Here is a 16,783-nt window from a genome sequence, read left to right as displayed (position 1 = left end):
CGCAAGTAAAGCCCAATCCGGGCCGGCCAGCCAGTTTGCCAGAGCGGGCGTTCTGTGGCCGGCCCCTGCCCGGCTCCCGCCAACCGGGCATCAAAGCGGCCGCACTATACTGAATATCAATATGTTATTCGTCATGGAGGTTGCATGTTCACACAGGGTTCCCACGCCGATATCAAGTCCTCTCTCGATGCCATCGGTGCCGCCGTCGCGGTGTTTTCCCTCGACAAGGACGATCGCTTTACCCTCATCTCCGCCAACGACACCTTTGCCCAGGCCTTCGAGTTGGATGTGCTGGGCTGCATCGGCAAGCGCCTGGGCGAGATGTTTCCCCGCTACATCACCGGCAGCATAGAGCAACCGATGCACGAGTGTGTGAGCCAGCAGACCGGGCTCGAGAGCGAGCTGCCCATCGATACCCTGTCGCGCACCAGCTGGTGGCGCTTTGTCATCTCCCCCATCATTCCCGAGCAGTCCCGCATCACCCGCATCATGGTCACCGCCATCGACATCACCGCCAAAAAGCAGCTGGAAGAGGCGCTCAAGATGAGCCGCAAGCGCTTCGAGGCGGTGGTCAACTCCGCCTATGACGGCATCATCAGCGTCAGCAGCGAGTCGCGCATCGAACTTATCAACACCGCCGCCTGCGAGATGTTCGGGGTAGACGAAAGCTACCTCGGCAAGCGGCTGGAGACCCTGCTGCCCCAGCGCTTTCGGGCCAACCACGACGGCTATTTCAAGGCGTTCAGCAACTCTCCCATCAACTCGCGCCCCATGCACGCCCGCGCCTCCGTGATGGGGCTGCGCCGCGACGGCAGCGAATTTCCGCTGGAAGTAACCATCGCCAAGATCAACTTGGGCCAGACCACCGAGATGACCGCCATCCTGCGGGACATCTCGGAGCGGGCCAAGCTGGTGGAGGAGCTCAAGGTGGCGGCCACTACGGATCCCCTCACCGGGATCGCCAACCGGCGCCGCTTCGATGAACTGGTCAAGCTGGAGATGCAGCGCTGCCAGCGTTTCAGTCACACCATGAGCCTGCTGCTGATCGACATCGATCACTTCAAGCAGATCAACGACACCTATGGCCATCAGCAGGGCGATCAGGCCATCTTGAGCCTGGTCAGGCGAGTCGCCAAACAGCTGCGGGAGGTGGACATGCTGGGCCGCTGGGGCGGCGAGGAGTTCATCGTGCTGCTGCCGGAAACCTCGCTGGAGCTGGCCTGGGCCAGTGCGGAGCGGATCCGCCTCGCCGTCGAGTCGCAGCTGCATCAGCTGGGCGCAGGCACCGAGGTGCCGCTCACCATCAGCGTCGGCATCAGTGCCAGTCTGGGCCCGCAGGATACGGTGGAGCGCATGGTGCGCCGGGCCGATACCGCCCTCTATCTGGCCAAGAAACAGGGGCGCAACTGCTCAAGGAAGGCGCTGCCAGATTCCCCCTGATAGGCGACGCCAAGCCTGATAGACAATCATCAGGCCTGGCGCCTTCCTCAATTCAAGGTAGCGAGACCATGTTCACTGCCCGGCCGGGCAAAGAAACCCAGCGGCCCGCCAGCGTCGTCACATGCCAACGACACCTCCAGCAGGGCCCCGTTGGCCAGCTGCCACTCGAAGAAGTCGTCAAATCCCGCCACGGTCAGCGCCCGGATCACCTTGGCCACCACGCCGTGCGCCACCAGTAACACCCGCTCCTGATGGCAACTCTGCGCCAGTTCCGCCAATCCCTGCCCGACCCGGGCAATGACTTCGTCCAGCGACTCGCCGCCGGGTGATGTTGCGGGCCCACAGCGCAGGGTAGCGCGCCCGCGCCTCTTGTTGGGTCAGCCCCTCGAACACCCCGACATGGCGATCGCGAAACGCAGGGGCGAGCGTCACCGGCAGCGCCAGCTCGTCCGCCACCAGGGCCGCGCTCTGCCGTGCCCGCAGCAAGGGAGAGCTCAGCAGCTGCTGAAACGGGGCATGCGCCAAGACCAGCATCTTTGCCTGCGCGCTGATCTGGGCCACGCCGGTGTCGCTTAGAGCAATATCCAGCGCCCCCTGATAGCGCCCCTCGGCATTGGCCGGGGTTTGCCCGTGGCGCATCACTACCAATTGCATGGTCTGTTCCTTTCATGTTGCCAGCCGCGCTCGCGGCCTCCCTTCGCGTTCACTACTTGGGGGCAAACTGCTCGAACACCTGCTGACCGGTCAGGGTAGGTGTCTCGTTTTTCAGCTCGTAGAAATCGGGCTTCTCGTCGATGAAGATCTGGCTCGCCAGCTGGAAAGATTCGTTTTGAAACAGGCCGGCCGGCACTATGTACTCATCCGTCGGCAACAGGTGATAGAAAAGGTGAGTGCCGCAGGTGGGACAAAAGCCCCGCTCCGCCCACTCCGAGGAGCGATAGGCCACCGGGGTGAGCCCGCTAAAGTGCACCTCCTTGCCGCAGTGCACCGCAAACAGCGGGCCGCCCGACCAGCGCCGACAGGTGCTGCAGTGGCACACCCCCACCTCCTGATGATCGCCGGCCAAGACCTCAATCCCGCCACACAGACAATGTCCCTTCATCACTCCTCCTTGCGCCTTGCTGTCGCTTGTCGTCGCAGACCTGACCACGCCATCGCGGCCACTGCCGGATCAGATGAGTACCATGTTGCGCCCTCGTCGGCCACCGTCCCCATCACAAAACCGGCTGCGAGATGGCTCACGAGGCCGGCGGCCAGCGCTCCTGCAATGCAATCCGGTTGCCTTCAGGGTCCTGAAATTTGGCCACCTTGATGCCCTCCCCGACCTCTGTCAGCGGGACTTCGACATGCACGGCAATAGTGAACATGAGGTTGCTCCCTGATGTTGACGCATTTGCGCAGTGATATTCCATGGCGAGATGGCGGCCAATCCTTTTAACTCTTGCATGTCATTGCCCGATAAAATATCGGCTGAGTGAGGCATGCCTGATGGATAAAACAAGGGCCAGTTCAATAAGGCAACACATCATCAATGCCCAGCTGAATAAAGTTCAGCTGACGGCTCCCCAAGATAAAAAACTGAGTCAGTCCGATATAGATGACTGACTTACTGCATCAGCATCGGCAGCTGTCGGCTATTACCCCCCTCATTGGGCCCTCATATAAGTGATAAGGGCCGGAGTATCACCCTCTCTTGCCAAATTAAATGCAAGCTCAATTTTTCCATGTCGGATATGGAACAAGGGGGACAATCTGTCCCCCTACTTGGCTGAATAGATGTATCAATCGTCTCGCGAATTGATCCAGGCCGCTTTGCTTTATTTCGCTGGCACCAGCACCCAGGGATCCCCCTTGCCCGGTTCATTGCCCTGGGTCCACCACTTGGCCTGATAGATGGCCCCCTTGTAGCTCACCTGATTGCCCGCGGTATAGACCTTGCTGGCACTCCAGGCAGGTACATCGCCCACCGGGGGATCGGTCGGGTCAACCGGCGCAGGATCCAGCTTGGCCACCACCCGCACCTTGGGCCAGTTGGCGTGGGAGCCGTAGAAGTTGGTCACACACTTCTCGTAATCTCCTGGCACCAGCGCCGAGTAGGCGGTCTGGAACCCCACCAGCTCACACTCGAACGAGTAGCCGCCGGGCCGATCCGGGTAATATTTCCAGTTGCCGTCCCAGTTGGTGTAGAGCACGTCGGTGGCGCCGTTGAGGTTGAGGCTGCCATAGGGGGTCTGCTGCCAGCAGGTGTTCTTCTCGTCGGCCTTGAGCGGGATCTCGTAATGCTTGGCCAGCCCTTCCCAGTAGCGGATGCGGTTGACCGGCTGACCCTTGTCCTTGTTCTGCTCGCCGCACTCGATGCCGCCGTTGATGACGTTGATGGTGGTGCCAAAACCGTAGCCGATGCCAGCGGCGATCTCGCGCTGGGAGGGCACCCAGGTGCGGTCAATCACGTGCAGCATGGCAGGCTTGGGAGCCTGCGGGGTCAGGAAGAACCAGATGGCGGAGGCAAGGTTGAGCCAGGAGTCCGCCACCAGCCCGGGGTTGTTCAGCAGCACGGACGCATCGCCGTCAAACATCGCCTCGGAGAAGGCGCCGTAGTTGAAATGGTAAGAGAGCTGCTTGGCGCCGCGACCGAAATAACCCTGCCCTGTGCTGCAGGGCCACTTCTTGTTCTGCCAGTCGTTCTGGCCACAGCCGGTGGTGTAGCCGGTCTGCCCCTCCGACCAGCCCATCTCGCGCACGTGCACCAGCGCCTGTTGCCACTCCTCCAGGGCCAGCGGGTTGTCGGAGATATTCTCCTTGGCAATGTGGCCACCGGTCTCCTGGGCAAAATGGGCAAAGGCGGTGATGATGGATTTTTTGCAGATGGCATCGGCATCGCGACCATCGGTATATTCGCCGCAGAAGGCGGGGAATTTACCGACCGCCCGCAAGAAACGCTCGTAGGTATATTCCGGCGCCGCCATCTGGGTTAAATAATCCCAGTCCGATTCGGTGAATACCCGCTCGACCCGTTTGACGTTATCCGGGTTGCTCGCTGCCCTCGGTTTGATGGCATCGACAATGGTATTGGAACGTGTCGCCAACGCCTTTGCCCAAATCCCGTACATGGGATTGGCCGTCTTGGATTTTTCAACCGCCGCCAGATCCGGCGCGGCAATCACATATCCACCGGCATTTTGTGGGTCGGGTTGAATATTCATGGCATGACTTGGCAATGCGCAGGCAGCCGCAACCAGCCAGGCACAATGTGTAGGCTTGAACATAACAGACAGTCCTTATGTCAGAATAACGTCGGGATAAGAGTCGCCTCGAGAGTAATATTATCAGCCACTAAATTCACGATGAAAATTAAGAATGTTATCGGAACTGTGAGCCAATTCACTCTGTCGGTCGGCCGCCATAAAATGCATTGTGAACCGATGTTTTGACGCGGCGGCCGGATATATGAAAATAAACCGAAGAAAAATGAAAAAAGAGCGAAAAAGCCGCTCTTTCAACGAAACAAACGCCCCAATCGGCGACCTCGAAGGTTAAACAGCAAGCCGCTGCAACAGACCCCGTAACGACGGGGCCCGCCGCTTATTTTTCTGGCGTGCGCACCGCACGGATCAGGATATTGCGGGGAGTCATGGGCTTGTCGCAAAACTCTCCCACCTCCACCCGGTAGCCCTGCTCTTGCAGGAAGAGGGTGCGATCCAGCACCAGCCAGAGCTCCAGCGGACGGCGAAACAGGTGACGCACCAGCTCCATGCGGGCGACATCGCCATAACGCGCCTCCCCTTTTGCCAGAAACCCGGCGTAGTCGAGGCCGGCCGGCAACAACAGCCCCTTTCGCTCGGCGGCCCAGCCACAGAAATCCTCGAAGGTACCGGTCAGCAGGCTCTTTTGCATGTTGGGCACCGGCAGATACTCATCCACCCCGCGCACCTGGCGCTGCAGGCAGTCAAAGGCCAGCCGCCAGGCCACCTCCTGCTCGCGCAAGCGGGCGATGCGGGCGCCGCCGGTGACCGTCTCCTGCAGCGGCAGCTTCAGATCGCTCTTGGCAAGCTGCAGCGCACTAGCCTTGGCCGGGCCGGAGAGCGGGCGGTAGTGGCTGGTGCGGATCAGGTGATAACAGCAGGGGGAGAGGGTCACCCCCTCGGCACCGCGCGCCGCCACCTGTTCAATCAGATGGGTGTGCAGCTCGCCGCAGGCGTGCAGCGCCATGGCGTGATGGGCCGGGGCGATCAGCTGGGCCGTCTCATCGGCGAAGGCATCGGCACAGACAAATGCCATCCGGGCGCCGTCGCGGGCGGCCAGCAGGCGCCCCTCTTCGCACAGGGGCGCCTGCAGCTCCAGGCTCAGCACCTCGGCTTGACGGTGCAGGGAGACCAGCCGCCCCAGGTGTCCCTTGCCCGCACACCACTCCAGATAGGGGCCGCGATGGGCGGGTAGGCAGGCGGTGAAGGCTTCAATCTGGGCCTGCTTGCGCCCCGGCATGTACATCGCCATGGTCCGCTCGCACGGGATGGGGTCGCCCGTCAGGGTCGGCAACGCGCTCAGAGCATGCAACGCTGAACCCTGCGGGATCCAGGGGGCCAGCAGCTCGCACAGGGCAGGCATGTCGCCATCGAGCCGCTCAATCTCGGCCAGCGACAGGGCATTGAGCCGCTCAGCCAGCGCCGGCGCCGCCTTGGCAAAGGCGAGGTCAAGGTGATGATAGGGTTGGTATTGCCACCAGTGCCGGGCTTCGCTCAGCAGCCGGTCCAGTTGTTGAAAACGTTGAGCCAGCACGTGAGCCCCTGTTCTGCCGTCAAAATGGAGGCTCATTCTAGCGATCCCGCGCCAAAAAGCACTCTCATCCATGCTGCGCCGGCATGGGTGTGCCGCCATCACCGGGCTTCAGCACGGGCAAAGAGAGCCCCTTCGGCCCATTCCTCCGCCCCGCCATAGTCCTGCGGCGGGGCTTAGCCTGACAAAGAGCGGGGTTTTGTGGTATATTCCGCCCCTTCATTATCTTGGCCTGCCCAGCGCGGGCCATTTTACCAACGTGAATGGAACCAAAACATGACCATCAATGCCATCCTGCAAGCGCGCGCGGGCGCCAAGTGTGAACTGTGCGGTGCCGAACAGGCACTGACTGCCTTCGCGGTCCCCCACTCTCCGGCCAGCGATGATGATCACAGCGTTGCCCTGTGCGACACCTGCCGTGGCCAGCTGGAGCAGCCAGAAACCACAGTGGTCAACCACTGGCGCTGCCTGGGTGACAGCATGTGGAGCCAGGTCCCTGCGGTACAGGTCATGGCGTGGCGCCAGCTGAAAAGCCTCTCCGCCCAGGGCGAGGTGTGGGCCCAGGACATGCTGGACATGATGTACATGGAAGATGAGACCAAGGCCTGGGCCGAAGCGGGCCTGGCCAGCGAGGATGACGACAGCGTCCCGACCGTCGACTCCAACGGCGCCGTACTGGTCGAAGGTGACTCGGTGACCCTGATCAAGGATCTGGACGTCAAGGGGGCGGGCTTCACCGCCAAGCGTGGCACCCTGGTGAAGGGCATCCGCCTCACCAACAACCCGCTGCACATCGAAGGCAAGGTCAACGGCGTGCAGATCGTGCTGGTTGCCGCCTACCTGAAAAAGGCCTGATCGCCCCCACGCACCGATTACAAGAGCGCCCCGCGGGGCGCTTTTTTTATGGCTGCCGATTACCCTGCAGCGACCCTGTTCTGGATTCGTAGCGTCGCAGCACAAGACCCTACGCCGGCATGCTGTCTGCCGTTATTTTGAGCGAAAGGTTGGTGTCATCAGCTACCCTGTGGCACTCTGGAGGTTCATGGACTGACCTACCCCGACACCGCGAGTGTCATCATTGCAAAAGGAGCACGCCAGATGGCCAAAGTCAGCAAGAAAGAGATCAAGAAGAAGATCGCCACCCGCCTCGAGAAAATTGCCAAGCACGAGAGCAAGATCAAGAAGCTGAAGAAAGCCCTGAAATAAGGGCCGGCAAATAAAAAAACCGCCTGATGGCGGTTTTTTTATTTGCTACCTTGCTCGCAAAACACCTCGAGTTGCCATGACTGCCAACCCCCGGCCAGCACCAATACTTCTTGCTCCAACCACAATCCGTTTGAGACTAGATGCGTCATGGCCTCTGCCAGCAGTCTGTCCTCCCCGCCGCTCACGGGTACTACCCCCCAAGGGATCTTGCCTCTGCTGATCGGTTGCCCTTCCAGGCGGCGGATCAAAGGACAAGCATAGTGATGAACATAGGCCATCAAGGTGTCTGGCAACCAGAGCGCCAACGGACGACGGAGGGCATGGGCCAGCTCGGTAGCAATATCCAATCCCCGCTGATCCAGATCACCAAAATGGGCCCAAGGCACAACCGCCGGCAGTAGCGGGATCACTTGCCGCGCCAGTCTGGTATTGCGGCCAGGCACATAAAGCAACAACTCCCCTGCTTGCAACGGGTAATCCACGAAGGCCCCCTTGTTCTCCACCGTGACTATCTGCTGTCCTTGCCACTCGATGCCCTGCAACTTGCAAAGACAACGCTCCGGCAAGACCAGCTCTCCCAATAGCGCCAACTGTGCCGTCATATCATGGCGCTGGCCGCTCTTATCAATGAGTAGCAACGGGCTCATGGTACGCAGCCGGACCACCTCATCCTGTGTCAATGTTATGTCGATAGCATCATTATCTGGACCTATCCCGCTCTTGCTGTCCCCATACCAGAGGGCATGAAAACTGGCCTGGTTGAGGCACGCAGGCAGGTCCACCCCGAGAGCACGTACAGTGTCACGCCTGTTTGGCATCACTGGTGCCACCTGTGCCAACTGTGCTGCTAGATAAGCTCGCCCAGCATCCGTCAGCACATAACGAGCCCCTCGCCCCACCGGCTTGACTCCGCCCACAGCCTGCAAGAGATCTCGCAATCCGCGGCCATGCTTGCTATCGAGTGAATACCCCTTCTCATCGCTGCCCTCCAGCAAGCGGGCACAGAGATCCTGTACCCTGCGCTCATCAAACAGTGACATCTTCGCCTCCCCATTTCGGTGCCATATGGAAAAGAAGTAGAGTGGATTTTGCTGCCCGCTGCCGTGACCCGACTCGCACCAAGGAAAGATCACGCTCGTAGCCTTTAGGCGCACGAGGTAGTTTTCTGCCAAGAACCGTCGGCGCATTACTGGCAAACCCGGGGCAAAGGGCGCAAGCTGGTTGTCGTGCACGCTGTTCGCGGCCGGGCGGGAGCAGGCCGGCAATATCTTCACAGGGGGCTCTAATGACGCAACCAACCGCACCACTACCCGCCACTTCCTGGCATCTTGCGGACATTCGCGAACTGACACGACTGTCCATTCAGGCCCTGCCTGCGACCATACAGCTCACCGAAGCCGTCCATCAGGCGGTCTTGAGCGGCATGGGCTTCAAAGGGCGGGAGGAAGGAAAGACGGCAGGGATCACCGGGCTGGTTTATAAGGGGGTACATGGCGCCGCCAGCGCGTTGGGCAGCGGCCTCCATGCCCTGCTTGCCCGTCTGCCGCCAGCCCCGCCTTTGCAGCACATTCCCGACACGCCCAGCCGCGCCGCCCTGCTCGCCACCCTCAATGGCGTGATGGGGGACAAGCTGGTCGAGAGTCACAATGCCCTGGCCACCCCCATGACTCTGCGTTATCTCGGCAAGCCCCTGAGCTGGCAGAGCCTGCCCGCGCAACTGCCCCCTCGCGGGCGGGTGCTGCTGATGGTGCACGGTCTGTGCATGAACGATCTGCAGTGGCAGACACGGCTCCAGGATACATCGGTCAATCACGGGGAGATGCTGGCCAAGGCACTGGGTTACGTGCCCATCTATGTGCGCTACAACTCGGGCCTCTCCATCGTGCAGAACGGTCAAGCACTGGCCCGTCAGCTGGAACAACTGGCAACCCACTGGCCCGGTGGCCTTGGCGAGATCAGCGTGCTGGCCTATAGCATGGGCGGGCTGGTGATCCGCAGCGCCTGTCACAACGCCGACATGGCCGCCCTGGCATGGCCGGCTCACCTTAAAAATCTGCTGTTTCTCGGCACGCCCCATCATGGCGCGCCGCTCGAATCAGTGGGCCACTGGCTGGAACGACTGCTGCCAGTGACGGCCTACAGCGAGCCGTTCGTCAGGTTGGCACAGCTGCGCAGCGCCGGTATCAAGGATCTGCGCCACGGCAAGGTGATGGAGCCATGCCCTGCCCTGAGCCCCCTTTCTTCCCCCTTGGCCGATCCTCGTACGCCCTTACCCCTGCCGGGCGGAGTCCGCTGTTTTGCCATTGCGGCCACCACGGCGGCCAAACGCAGTCTGCTGGCAGACCGGTTGATTGGTGATGGTCTGGTGCCCCTGCGCAGTGCCCTTGGCCTGCATGACGAGGCACGCCACCAGTTGGCCTTTCTCCCCGCCCATACCATGATTGCCTATCGCACCAGTCACATGGCGCTGCTTGGCAGCCCGCAGGTGGCTCGCCTGCTGCTGCACTGGCTACAGAGCGATCACCAGGAACAGATCCCATCTGAGGAGCACGACCCGCAATAGGCCAAAGCGGCCGGTTTGCCCCGACATAAAGTAAGAAACCGCCAGCTGGCGGTTTTTTATTAGCTGGGTTACATCAGACGGGCCCGGCCAAATACCCGTATTGAACTGCCAGGCTCGGGGGGGATCTCGGCGTGCAGGTGAGATGCCATCCCCATCTCCTCCCCCTGCAAGAGATCGATGATGCCACCGTGGGGCCAGTGCAGGTCCCGCAGGTAACCGGCAAAGGCCGCGGTGGCCGCACCGGTGGCGGGATCTTCATAGACACCGCCATAAGCAAAGGGGTTGCGGGTATGAAACAGCTGCTCGCGGGCGGCATGAACCAGCAAGATGGTGACCAGCCCCTCTTGCTGCATCAGGGCGCGCCCCGCGGCCATCTCGTAGTGCATGGCCGCCAGAGCCGTGCGGCTGTTAAGGGCCAGCACCAGATGATCGGCGCCGCCATGGATAAGGGCCGGCGGAATGCGGGGATCCAGATCAGCCCGGGTATAACCAAACAGCGCCAGCGCGGCGCTCACCAGTTCGGCAGGGGCTGGCTTGCTGCTGGTGGGGGGCGATTGCAGCGCCGCCTGCCACTCCCCTTCCCCATCCAGCCAGCTCGAGACCGAAATGGTGGCCTGATTGAGCTGCAACCCATACTCACCGGGGCCAACCCGACGGCCCAGCGCCACCCCAAGGGCAATGGTGGCATGGCCGCAAAAAGGCACCTCGGCCAGTGGAGAGAAGTAACGCACCCGCCACTGCGGCGCCGCCGTCCCGGCAGGCTCATCGGCAATGGCGAGCGGCGCGGCAAAGGCCGTCTCTGAAAAACCCACCTCGGCGGCGATGCGCTGCATCTCCTCGGTAGCGGGCAGCTGAGCACCAAGCCAGACCCCGGCCGGATTGCCTCCCGTCTCCCCAGAAGAGAAGGCGGCAATACGCACCAACTCGGGTTTCCACTGTGCTGCTGGCTCTGTCATGACTTGCTCCTGACGATGGCTGATAACCCTGGTCTGCCGACTGTGTTTGCACATACCGCAGGCCGCTTTCCATAAGATAGCGAGCCCGCCGTGGCCGGTAAATTAAATGGTACACGGGTGCCGCTTGGGCGCCGCAGAGCCGGGCGACAGCAACTACCTTTGAGGCGTGTCTGTATAAGGTCCTGCAGTGGAGCACCCTATGTATTCTTACACTCTCACCTTCAAGGAGGAGGTCGACAAGCTGACCGCCCCCGAACATGAGATCAGCCTGCACAGCCCCGCCCAGGCCGGTGATTTCATCATCCTCTCCGATGGCAGCCGCCATCAGGTGATGTTCGTCACCCATCGTGCTCACTACAGCAGCCTCTACCTCGACAAGGGGGTTCGAGTGCCGCAGGGCTAATACCGTCAGCCCGTTGAAGATGACCACCGCACAACGCCGGGCTGCGCGTTGAACGCTCGGAGTCTCAGAGCACCTTGATCACCGGCTGGTGCATGATGGCGACCTCGTTCTGATAGACCACCAACTCGCCCGGCGGCATGCCCTGCTCACCCAAAACGGTCACGACGCACTCGTAGCGGTAAGGGCCGCTGGTGAATTGAAAGGTGTGGTTGCCTCCCGAACCCTCCACCCTGACGGTGCCATTTTTCAGCACCAGATCCGGCTTGTCGCTGAGTGCCTTGCCCTTGGCCCAGGAGGCGTAGCGATAGCGGCCATCCCCCAACTCGTCGATGCGAATGGTAAATTTCTCGGTCTGCCACATCAGCTCGGGGCGTTTGTACTCCCGCAGGCCGGGATAAAGATCGCTTTTCTGTTTGGCGACAAGCTCAGCTTTGCGTTTTGCAGCCTGCGCCGTCTGATGATTGATGCCGATCACCTTGCCATCGAAATCCAACCACACCTCGCCACTGCCCAGCATGATGCCGCGCCAACCCATGGCCTGCCAATCCTGCCCGGCCCGGGAGCTGGCGATGCGCTTTAAAATGGCGTCATCAAACACCTCGTCGAAACGGGCCACCATCTCGGCCGGGCTCTTGATCGCGGGGATGGGATACTCTCGCTTGAAGGGGTACTTGATCTGGCGGGCCAGCGCCTGCTGATCACGCGCCTTGGCGGCATCGATCATCTTTTGTACCAAGGGCTGATACTCGGCGGCGAGCAGCGGCTCCTCGGCGTGGGCCGGCATCATAGCCAGCAGCCAACCCAGCAGCGACACCAGCACCAGACTCCCCCTGCGAGGCGCCATTTTTCCCGGCGCTTTGCCTTTCCCACCAACAGCCCACTGCACCTTGTTCATTCCATCTCCTTCCGTGGCTTGCAGCCTGCCCTGTCATATCGTCATTCAGGGCGCGGATGCGCTCCCACCGTCTTCGGCTCAGGTCGCTTGCCCAGTTTCAAGCCGGGTCCGGCAACCGGTATTCATAAAAATCTGTCTCGGCATGCTTGGGGTTTGGCCCAAGATAGTGCCACCCACAGCGTCGATAGAAACGCAGCGCACGCAAGTTGAGGCGACTGACTGACAGCACTGCCCGCCGGCAACCGGCCTGCTGCATTGTGTGGGCAACGTGCTGGAGCAGCAATGCGGCCAGGCCCTGTCCGCGCGCCTGCGGCGTCAAATAGATCAGGTGAACATAGCCGCTATCCGGCTCGGGTGAAGAGGTCCGAAATTCCAGCTGCCCTACTATTTCGCCACCGCGCCATACATGCAGATAATGCCACTCCCGGCTGGTCAGCCTCGTCGTCATCCGCTCCCGATAGCCCGCCAGAAACGCGTCAAATCCGTCGTCGCGATGGAAGCTGCACACATAGGCGTCCCGGCGCGCTGCCACACAAAAATCGTAGTCTCGGGCCAGATTGATCCTGTTGAACGCAAGGTTCATTCACCATCCTTGTCATAGCGCTTGCTTGTCATGGTCTGAACCGAGCTCAGGAGCATTGGATGACATCAGTCAAATGCACTCTCAGCATCTCTGATGGTGGAAGATATCAGTTCTTCGAAGATTTCCATTTGTCCGGCAGGAATAAGTTGAGACTGGATCAACCTGCGCTTCTCCGGACCAAAACATCGTTCGGCCACCCAGCCAATCAAATAAACCAAGGAGAGGCAGCCGCCTGCCGTTGCAATATTTCCTTGCACTACCAGGGGAGAGTCTTGCACATCTCCCCCCATCTCCAGCAACCGGGCTTTGGCTGCAGGGTTGGTTGTCAATTTCTTTCCCTTCAGCAAACCCAGTTCATGCAATATGAATGAACCTGCGCATATTGAGCCAATCAGCTGCCGCTGCGGCTCCAGTCGCAACGCGGACATGAACTCATGGTCCTGCAGCGCGGCAGGGATGCCACGCTGCCCGCTGGTGATCAGCACCACATCCTGATCACGGGCTTCCGTCACATGTCCATCCGTCTTTACGTTGATACCCAGTGCAGAGCCATGCTCCGGTTTGGTTCCCAGTATTTTCACCGACCAGCTCTCTTTGCTTCTCCCAAGCAGGTCATACATCAAGAAAAAATCCACATCGGTGAAATCATCAAATAAAACAATACCAACCTTGTACATGGTTACCCCGTCATCCTGTGCAGATAATCAAATGGTTATGTAACGTGCCGCATGAAATATCGCGTCATGTCGCCTTGAAATGCTTTTTTACCTTCTTCAACGCCATAGTGCGCTTGAGCGGCGAGAGATAATCGATAAACAGATTTCCCAGCAGGTGATCGATCTCATGCTGCATCACGATGGCCAGGAAATCGCTGCTCTTTACCGTGATCGGGGCGCCATGACGATCCACTGCCGACACCACCACTGTGCTGTAACGTTCGACGTCGGCGTAATAATCGGGAACGGACAGACACCCCTCTTGCCCAAGCGCTGGGTCAGTGCCGCTTATCACTTGCGGATTGATCAATACCAGCGGCTGATCCCTGTTCTTTGACAGGTCGATGATGACGATGGCCTCCTTGCGCCCCACTTGCGTGGCGGCGAGACCAATACCATTGTCGGTGGCATAGAGGGTCTCCAGCATGTCATCGATCAGGCCTTGCACGGCCGCAATATCCTCAACCCGCTCGGCCTTGACTCTCAACCTGGGGTCGGGAACCGTTAAAATATCCAGCCTTGCCATCAATACGCTCCCTCAACCATGGGCACCCCATGACTCTTCCCTCGTCACCGGTCGGGACAAGGAGACGAACGCCGGCTCCTCCGCCACCACCTGATAACCGAGGCGCCGATAAAACCGCAGCGCCCCCTGATTGGCGGTAAAACTCGACAGGGTCACCCGCACCCTCCCCTCACATGCCGCTTCCCGTTGCAGCCGCGCCATGACGGCAGAACCAAGCTGCCGGCCCTGATGGCGAGGGAAGATGATCAGCAGATGGACGTGCAGCGCATCCTCGTATGGCTTGCAGCAGAGCAGGCCGACTCGCTCACCCTCTACCAGGATCCACGAAAACCAGTGCGGCTCATATTCGCTGGTCAACCGCTCACGCTGCATCTCGTCATCCCAGCCAAACACAGCCTCGACATAGGGAAAGATCCCCTCTTTGACGGCCGCAAAGCGCTGTTCAAACTCACTTGGCGGGATCCCTGCCAGTGTTATCTCCATCTCATCCCTCTGATCTGTTCGGCGCCATGACGGCCAATACCCACATCACAGCCCCCGCGATGGTGACGATGCTGCGGGGTTTGGCCCCAATATTGATTTTCATTTGGGTATCTTACTAAACAATCTGGAGATGAAAAGGTTGCAGGTACAAACAGGTGGCATAAGTGTGATGAGACGTCCCTCGTCGGAGGATGGAGGAAAGCAAATCAAGGGGAAGATGACGGGGGATAGCGTCTGGTGCGGCACCGGGCATGGGAAGAAATCGGGCCGACCTTGGGCCCGATGGGTTTAAGGGAGGCTCACCTCCTCCATAAAAATCAGCCGCAGCGGCTCTGCCAGCAGAGCCTCGGCCTGGGCAGCAAAGGCCTGGAAATAGTCCGTCTGGCAGTGGCTGTCCAGCGCGGCCTGATTGATGAACGCCTCGCGCATGTAGAAGGTGCCCGGCTCCTCCTGCAATTCAAACAACACGTAATCCAGGTTGCCCGGCTCGCGCCGCGTCGGCGCAATAAGCTTGAGCAGCTCGCGGCGCAGTTGCTCTCTCATGCCAGTGCGGGCCTTCAGCACGGCGATAGACACCAGTTTGTCTGTCTCTTTTTTCATCCATCCTTCTCCGTTTTACATCGTCAAGACACTAGAGAGTGCAGCCTGGGCAGCTATTTATAGTGCCGGATGCCCCCCATCAGAAGTTGCCCAGTGTAGGCAGGACGGTGGGGGCCATATAGGGGGGCAGAATGAACACAGTGTTCACCACGCAGTGCACAGAGGAACAAACGAGCGGGAGGGATCATTGCGCAAAGGGTGTCAATGTTACCCGCTAGGAGGCGGCACGGCTTGCTACCCCCTGGCTAAGGGTCTGCAGACCAGGATTCAACATCAAGGCAATAGGTGGTGAAGGGGTGTTCGCCCAGGCGTGTTTTCCTCACCCAGATGGCCCGTCTGGCGAGGGAGCGGTAAGGCGGGCGGGTATCCAGCAGGTGAAAGAGGATCGTCCGATGGCCAAGCGCCCTCGCCCACCCCATCATCTCGTTGAAAATCGCCACGCCGCTTCCCCAGCCAACCCTGGCGAGCACAATGGCAAGCTCTACCCCCTCATCATCGGGCTGGATGCCGCACCACCCCGCTAAGGTGCTGTCGAGGAAGATGGCGCGCACGCGGCAACCTGGCCGGTCGTCGACTCTCAGCTTGTGCGCCATCCAGTCGCGCACCCCGGCAACATCGAAAAGCGGGTGAGGGATCAGGTGCTTTCGCAGCGTCTCGTCGTTGAGCAGCGGCAGAAAATCCTCTGCCCTGACAGCAGAAAAGGGGCTGAACACCATGGAAGTATCTCTCATTGCGCGAAGAGGCGCCCCTAGTAGGGGCTGCCATCCTTGTGTCTGGCTAACCAGCCGCCATCGGCACCCTGTATCAGGGCCAGATCGTCATCGGGATAGTCGACGGTGTCCCCTGGTAGCCTGTCCCCCACCTCGAGATAGACGGCGTCCACTTCACCGTGGTTGAGCAACTGGTGGGCCAGGCCGCTGCCACCCTTGAAGCCGATGCACTCCCCTGGCGACATCCGGTACTCCTCCTCCCCGTGGCGCAGGGTGGGATTGCCCGAGAGCACATAGACGAACTCGTCCTGCAGGCCGTGATGGTGCTTGAGCGCCGAGATGGCCCCCGGTGCCAGGGTCGTCAGATTGACCCCGAAATTGGCGAGGCCGAAATGATCCCCCAGCCTGCGCCGGGTGCGGTGCTTGACCAGGGAGGCAAAGGGCTCCGGATAAAGGGACTTTGCCTTGTGCTCGGGGATGGCCGCTGCCTGAATGGCGCGCTTGTCAGTCATGTTCTGATCCTCCCTGTGAATGAGGTCTCTCTTTATAGCCTGCTCCTTAGCGGCGAAGCATGGGCAGGGGGTTGAAGGGGTGTCTCACACACCATGCCATGCCCGGTTGCAGCAAACGCCGGTGAAATCCTCCCCTGTCACCCCTTTGAAGGGAGACATGATCGCCTCCACCCACGGCAAGGGGTGTTCCATATGCATTCAACCTCCCCTGCTCCTGCCCGATGCCCGCCTGACCGATTGCCGCCAGATGGCAAAGACTCCCTGATTTTCGTTTGGCTATCTTAATGGCACACCGGAAAATGGGAAGTCGTGTTGGCAACATCACCAATGGAATGAAGAAGATGGCCCGCGATCACTGGGAAGCGCCCTCTTCCAGCGGCTCGGGTATGGAGGGGCACCAGCACATGCAGACCCGGT

At 60.3% G+C, this 16,783-nt stretch carries 18 protein-coding genes and 1 pseudogene; 4 read left to right on the top strand and 15 right to left on the bottom strand.

Annotated features, from left to right (window positions below):
- Nucleotides 1–144 precede the first annotated feature (144 nt).
- Nucleotides 145–1,440, top strand: coding sequence for a diguanylate cyclase (locus ACB033_RS07630; RefSeq protein ID WP_017764566.1), 1,296 nt, complete (start codon nt 145–147; stop codon nt 1,438–1,440).
- A 47-nt stretch (nt 1,441–1,487) separates the two neighbouring features.
- Here the strand turns inward: ACB033_RS07630 and ACB033_RS07625 are convergent.
- The 5 genes and pseudogenes from ACB033_RS07625 to ACB033_RS07605 all read right to left on the bottom strand — a co-directional run bounded on the left by ACB033_RS07625 (nt 1,488) and on the right by ACB033_RS07605 (nt 6,252).
- Nucleotides 1,488–2,094: pseudogene (locus tag ACB033_RS07625) on the bottom strand (histidine phosphatase family protein).
- A 52-nt stretch (nt 2,095–2,146) separates the two neighbouring features.
- Complete coding sequence (locus ACB033_RS07620; protein ID WP_139724004.1) at nt 2,147–2,542, bottom strand: GFA family protein; 396 nt, start codon at nt 2,540–2,542, stop codon at nt 2,147–2,149.
- A 136-nt stretch (nt 2,543–2,678) separates the two neighbouring features.
- Nucleotides 2,679–2,807, bottom strand: a complete 129-nt coding sequence (locus tag ACB033_RS07615) for a VOC family protein (protein WP_094698153.1) — start codon at nt 2,805–2,807, stop codon at nt 2,679–2,681.
- 450 nt (nt 2,808–3,257) lie between these two features.
- Nucleotides 3,258–4,706, bottom strand: a complete 1,449-nt coding sequence (locus tag ACB033_RS07610) for a chitinase (RefSeq protein WP_042006862.1) — start codon at nt 4,704–4,706, stop codon at nt 3,258–3,260.
- Nucleotides 4,707–5,022: 316 nt separating this feature from the next.
- Entirely contained in the window at nt 5,023–6,252 is a 1,230-nt protein-coding gene (locus tag ACB033_RS07605; RefSeq protein ID WP_139724006.1) for a methyltransferase, read from the bottom strand.
- Nucleotides 6,253–6,489: 237 nt separating this feature from the next.
- Here ACB033_RS07605 and ACB033_RS07600 point away from each other — a divergent pair, with 237 nt between their 5' ends.
- Nucleotides 6,490–7,068 (top strand): alkylphosphonate utilization protein, encoded by a 579-nt coding sequence (locus tag ACB033_RS07600; protein ID WP_065017663.1) that lies wholly within the window; start codon nt 6,490–6,492, stop codon nt 7,066–7,068.
- A gap of 389 nt (nt 7,069–7,457) precedes the next feature.
- On the opposite strand, the gene ACB033_RS07595 is transcribed toward ACB033_RS07600, so the two are convergent.
- Nucleotides 7,458–8,459, bottom strand: coding sequence for a Wadjet anti-phage system protein JetD domain-containing protein (locus tag ACB033_RS07595; protein WP_139724008.1), 1,002 nt, complete (start codon nt 8,457–8,459; stop codon nt 7,458–7,460).
- Between the two features lie 245 nt (nt 8,460–8,704).
- Between ACB033_RS07595 and ACB033_RS07590 the strand changes: the two genes are divergently transcribed.
- Complete coding sequence (locus ACB033_RS07590) at nt 8,705–9,982, top strand: triacylglycerol lipase (RefSeq protein ID WP_126881909.1); 1,278 nt, start codon at nt 8,705–8,707, stop codon at nt 9,980–9,982.
- 68 nt (nt 9,983–10,050) lie between these two features.
- Here the strand turns inward: ACB033_RS07590 and ACB033_RS07585 are convergent, their stop codons facing one another.
- Nucleotides 10,051–10,938 carry a PhzF family phenazine biosynthesis protein gene (locus ACB033_RS07585; RefSeq protein ID WP_024942525.1) on the bottom strand — a complete coding sequence of 296 codons (888 nt, stop codon included), beginning with the start codon at nt 10,936–10,938 and terminating at the stop codon, nt 10,051–10,053.
- A 199-nt stretch (nt 10,939–11,137) separates the two neighbouring features.
- Between ACB033_RS07585 and ACB033_RS07580 the strand changes: the two genes are divergently transcribed.
- Nucleotides 11,138–11,341: a hypothetical protein gene (locus ACB033_RS07580; protein WP_017785290.1), complete on the top strand. Its 204-nt coding sequence runs from the start codon at nt 11,138–11,140 to the stop codon at nt 11,339–11,341.
- Nucleotides 11,342–11,405: 64 nt separating this feature from the next.
- Here ACB033_RS07580 and ACB033_RS07575 read toward each other — a convergent pair whose 3' ends face one another.
- From ACB033_RS07575 to ACB033_RS07540, 8 genes are all read right to left on the bottom strand, one after another.
- Nucleotides 11,406–12,236 (bottom strand): hypothetical protein, encoded by an 831-nt coding sequence (locus ACB033_RS07575; RefSeq protein ID WP_139724010.1) that lies wholly within the window; start codon nt 12,234–12,236, stop codon nt 11,406–11,408.
- A gap of 97 nt (nt 12,237–12,333) precedes the next feature.
- The gene (locus ACB033_RS07570; protein WP_024942523.1) at nt 12,334–12,819 is read right to left on the bottom strand and encodes a GNAT family N-acetyltransferase; all 486 of its coding nucleotides are present in this window, start codon (nt 12,817–12,819) and stop codon (nt 12,334–12,336) included.
- 65 nt (nt 12,820–12,884) lie between these two features.
- Nucleotides 12,885–13,496, bottom strand: coding sequence for a DJ-1/PfpI family protein (locus ACB033_RS07565; RefSeq protein ID WP_139724012.1), 612 nt, complete (start codon nt 13,494–13,496; stop codon nt 12,885–12,887).
- A gap of 64 nt (nt 13,497–13,560) precedes the next feature.
- On the bottom strand, nt 13,561–14,061 hold the full coding sequence (gene def / locus ACB033_RS07560; RefSeq protein WP_139724014.1) for a peptide deformylase: 501 nt from the start codon (nt 14,059–14,061) through the stop codon (nt 13,561–13,563).
- 12 nt (nt 14,062–14,073) lie between these two features.
- Nucleotides 14,074–14,544, bottom strand: a complete 471-nt coding sequence (locus ACB033_RS07555; RefSeq protein ID WP_024942520.1) for an N-acetyltransferase — start codon at nt 14,542–14,544, stop codon at nt 14,074–14,076.
- A gap of 288 nt (nt 14,545–14,832) precedes the next feature.
- Nucleotides 14,833–15,144, bottom strand: a complete 312-nt coding sequence (locus tag ACB033_RS07550) for a putative quinol monooxygenase (protein WP_117405843.1) — start codon at nt 15,142–15,144, stop codon at nt 14,833–14,835.
- 245 nt (nt 15,145–15,389) lie between these two features.
- On the bottom strand, nt 15,390–15,875 hold the full coding sequence (locus ACB033_RS07545) for a GNAT family N-acetyltransferase (RefSeq protein WP_139724015.1): 486 nt from the start codon (nt 15,873–15,875) through the stop codon (nt 15,390–15,392).
- A gap of 17 nt (nt 15,876–15,892) precedes the next feature.
- Entirely contained in the window at nt 15,893–16,366 is a 474-nt protein-coding gene (locus ACB033_RS07540) for a cupin domain-containing protein (RefSeq protein ID WP_139724017.1), read from the bottom strand.
- Between the last annotated feature and the right edge of the window lie 417 nt (nt 16,367–16,783).

Source organism: Aeromonas sp. S15(2024) (assembly GCF_041402265.1).
Classification (GTDB): domain Bacteria; phylum Pseudomonadota; class Gammaproteobacteria; order Enterobacterales; family Aeromonadaceae; genus Aeromonas; species Aeromonas dhakensis.
Note: the sequence above shows the minus strand (reverse complement) of the source record. Positions and strands in the feature narration are given on the sequence as shown.

Bases quoted from the DNA above. Each gene is read 5' to 3' on its own strand.
- ACB033_RS07630 (WP_017764566.1), top strand. From the start codon at position 145: ATGTTCACACAGGGTTCCCACGCCGATATCAAGTCCTCTCTCGATGCC.
- ACB033_RS07620 (WP_139724004.1), bottom strand. From the start codon at position 2,542: ATGAAGGGACATTGTCTGTGTGGCGGGATTGAGGTCTTGGCCGGCGAT.
- ACB033_RS07615 (WP_094698153.1), bottom strand. From the start codon at position 2,807: ATGTTCACTATTGCCGTGCATGTCGAAGTCCCGCTGACAGAGGTCGGG.
- ACB033_RS07610 (WP_042006862.1), bottom strand. From the start codon at position 4,706: ATGTTCAAGCCTACACATTGTGCCTGGCTGGTTGCGGCTGCCTGCGCA.
- ACB033_RS07605 (WP_139724006.1), bottom strand. From the start codon at position 6,252: ATGAGCCTCCATTTTGACGGCAGAACAGGGGCTCACGTGCTGGCTCAA.
- ACB033_RS07600 (WP_065017663.1), top strand. From the start codon at position 6,490: ATGACCATCAATGCCATCCTGCAAGCGCGCGCGGGCGCCAAGTGTGAA.
- ACB033_RS07595 (WP_139724008.1), bottom strand. From the start codon at position 8,459: ATGTCACTGTTTGATGAGCGCAGGGTACAGGATCTCTGTGCCCGCTTG.
- ACB033_RS07590 (WP_126881909.1), top strand. From the start codon at position 8,705: ATGACGCAACCAACCGCACCACTACCCGCCACTTCCTGGCATCTTGCG.
- ACB033_RS07585 (WP_024942525.1), bottom strand. From the start codon at position 10,938: ATGACAGAGCCAGCAGCACAGTGGAAACCCGAGTTGGTGCGTATTGCC.
- ACB033_RS07580 (WP_017785290.1), top strand. From the start codon at position 11,138: ATGTATTCTTACACTCTCACCTTCAAGGAGGAGGTCGACAAGCTGACC.
- ACB033_RS07575 (WP_139724010.1), bottom strand. From the start codon at position 12,236: ATGAACAAGGTGCAGTGGGCTGTTGGTGGGAAAGGCAAAGCGCCGGGA.
- ACB033_RS07570 (WP_024942523.1), bottom strand. From the start codon at position 12,819: ATGAACCTTGCGTTCAACAGGATCAATCTGGCCCGAGACTACGATTTT.
- ACB033_RS07565 (WP_139724012.1), bottom strand. From the start codon at position 13,496: ATGTACAAGGTTGGTATTGTTTTATTTGATGATTTCACCGATGTGGAT.
- def (WP_139724014.1), bottom strand. From the start codon at position 14,061: ATGGCAAGGCTGGATATTTTAACGGTTCCCGACCCCAGGTTGAGAGTC.
- ACB033_RS07555 (WP_024942520.1), bottom strand. From the start codon at position 14,544: ATGGAGATAACACTGGCAGGGATCCCGCCAAGTGAGTTTGAACAGCGC.
- ACB033_RS07550 (WP_117405843.1), bottom strand. From the start codon at position 15,144: ATGAAAAAAGAGACAGACAAACTGGTGTCTATCGCCGTGCTGAAGGCC.
- ACB033_RS07545 (WP_139724015.1), bottom strand. From the start codon at position 15,875: ATGAGAGATACTTCCATGGTGTTCAGCCCCTTTTCTGCTGTCAGGGCA.
- ACB033_RS07540 (WP_139724017.1), bottom strand. From the start codon at position 16,366: ATGACTGACAAGCGCGCCATTCAGGCAGCGGCCATCCCCGAGCACAAG.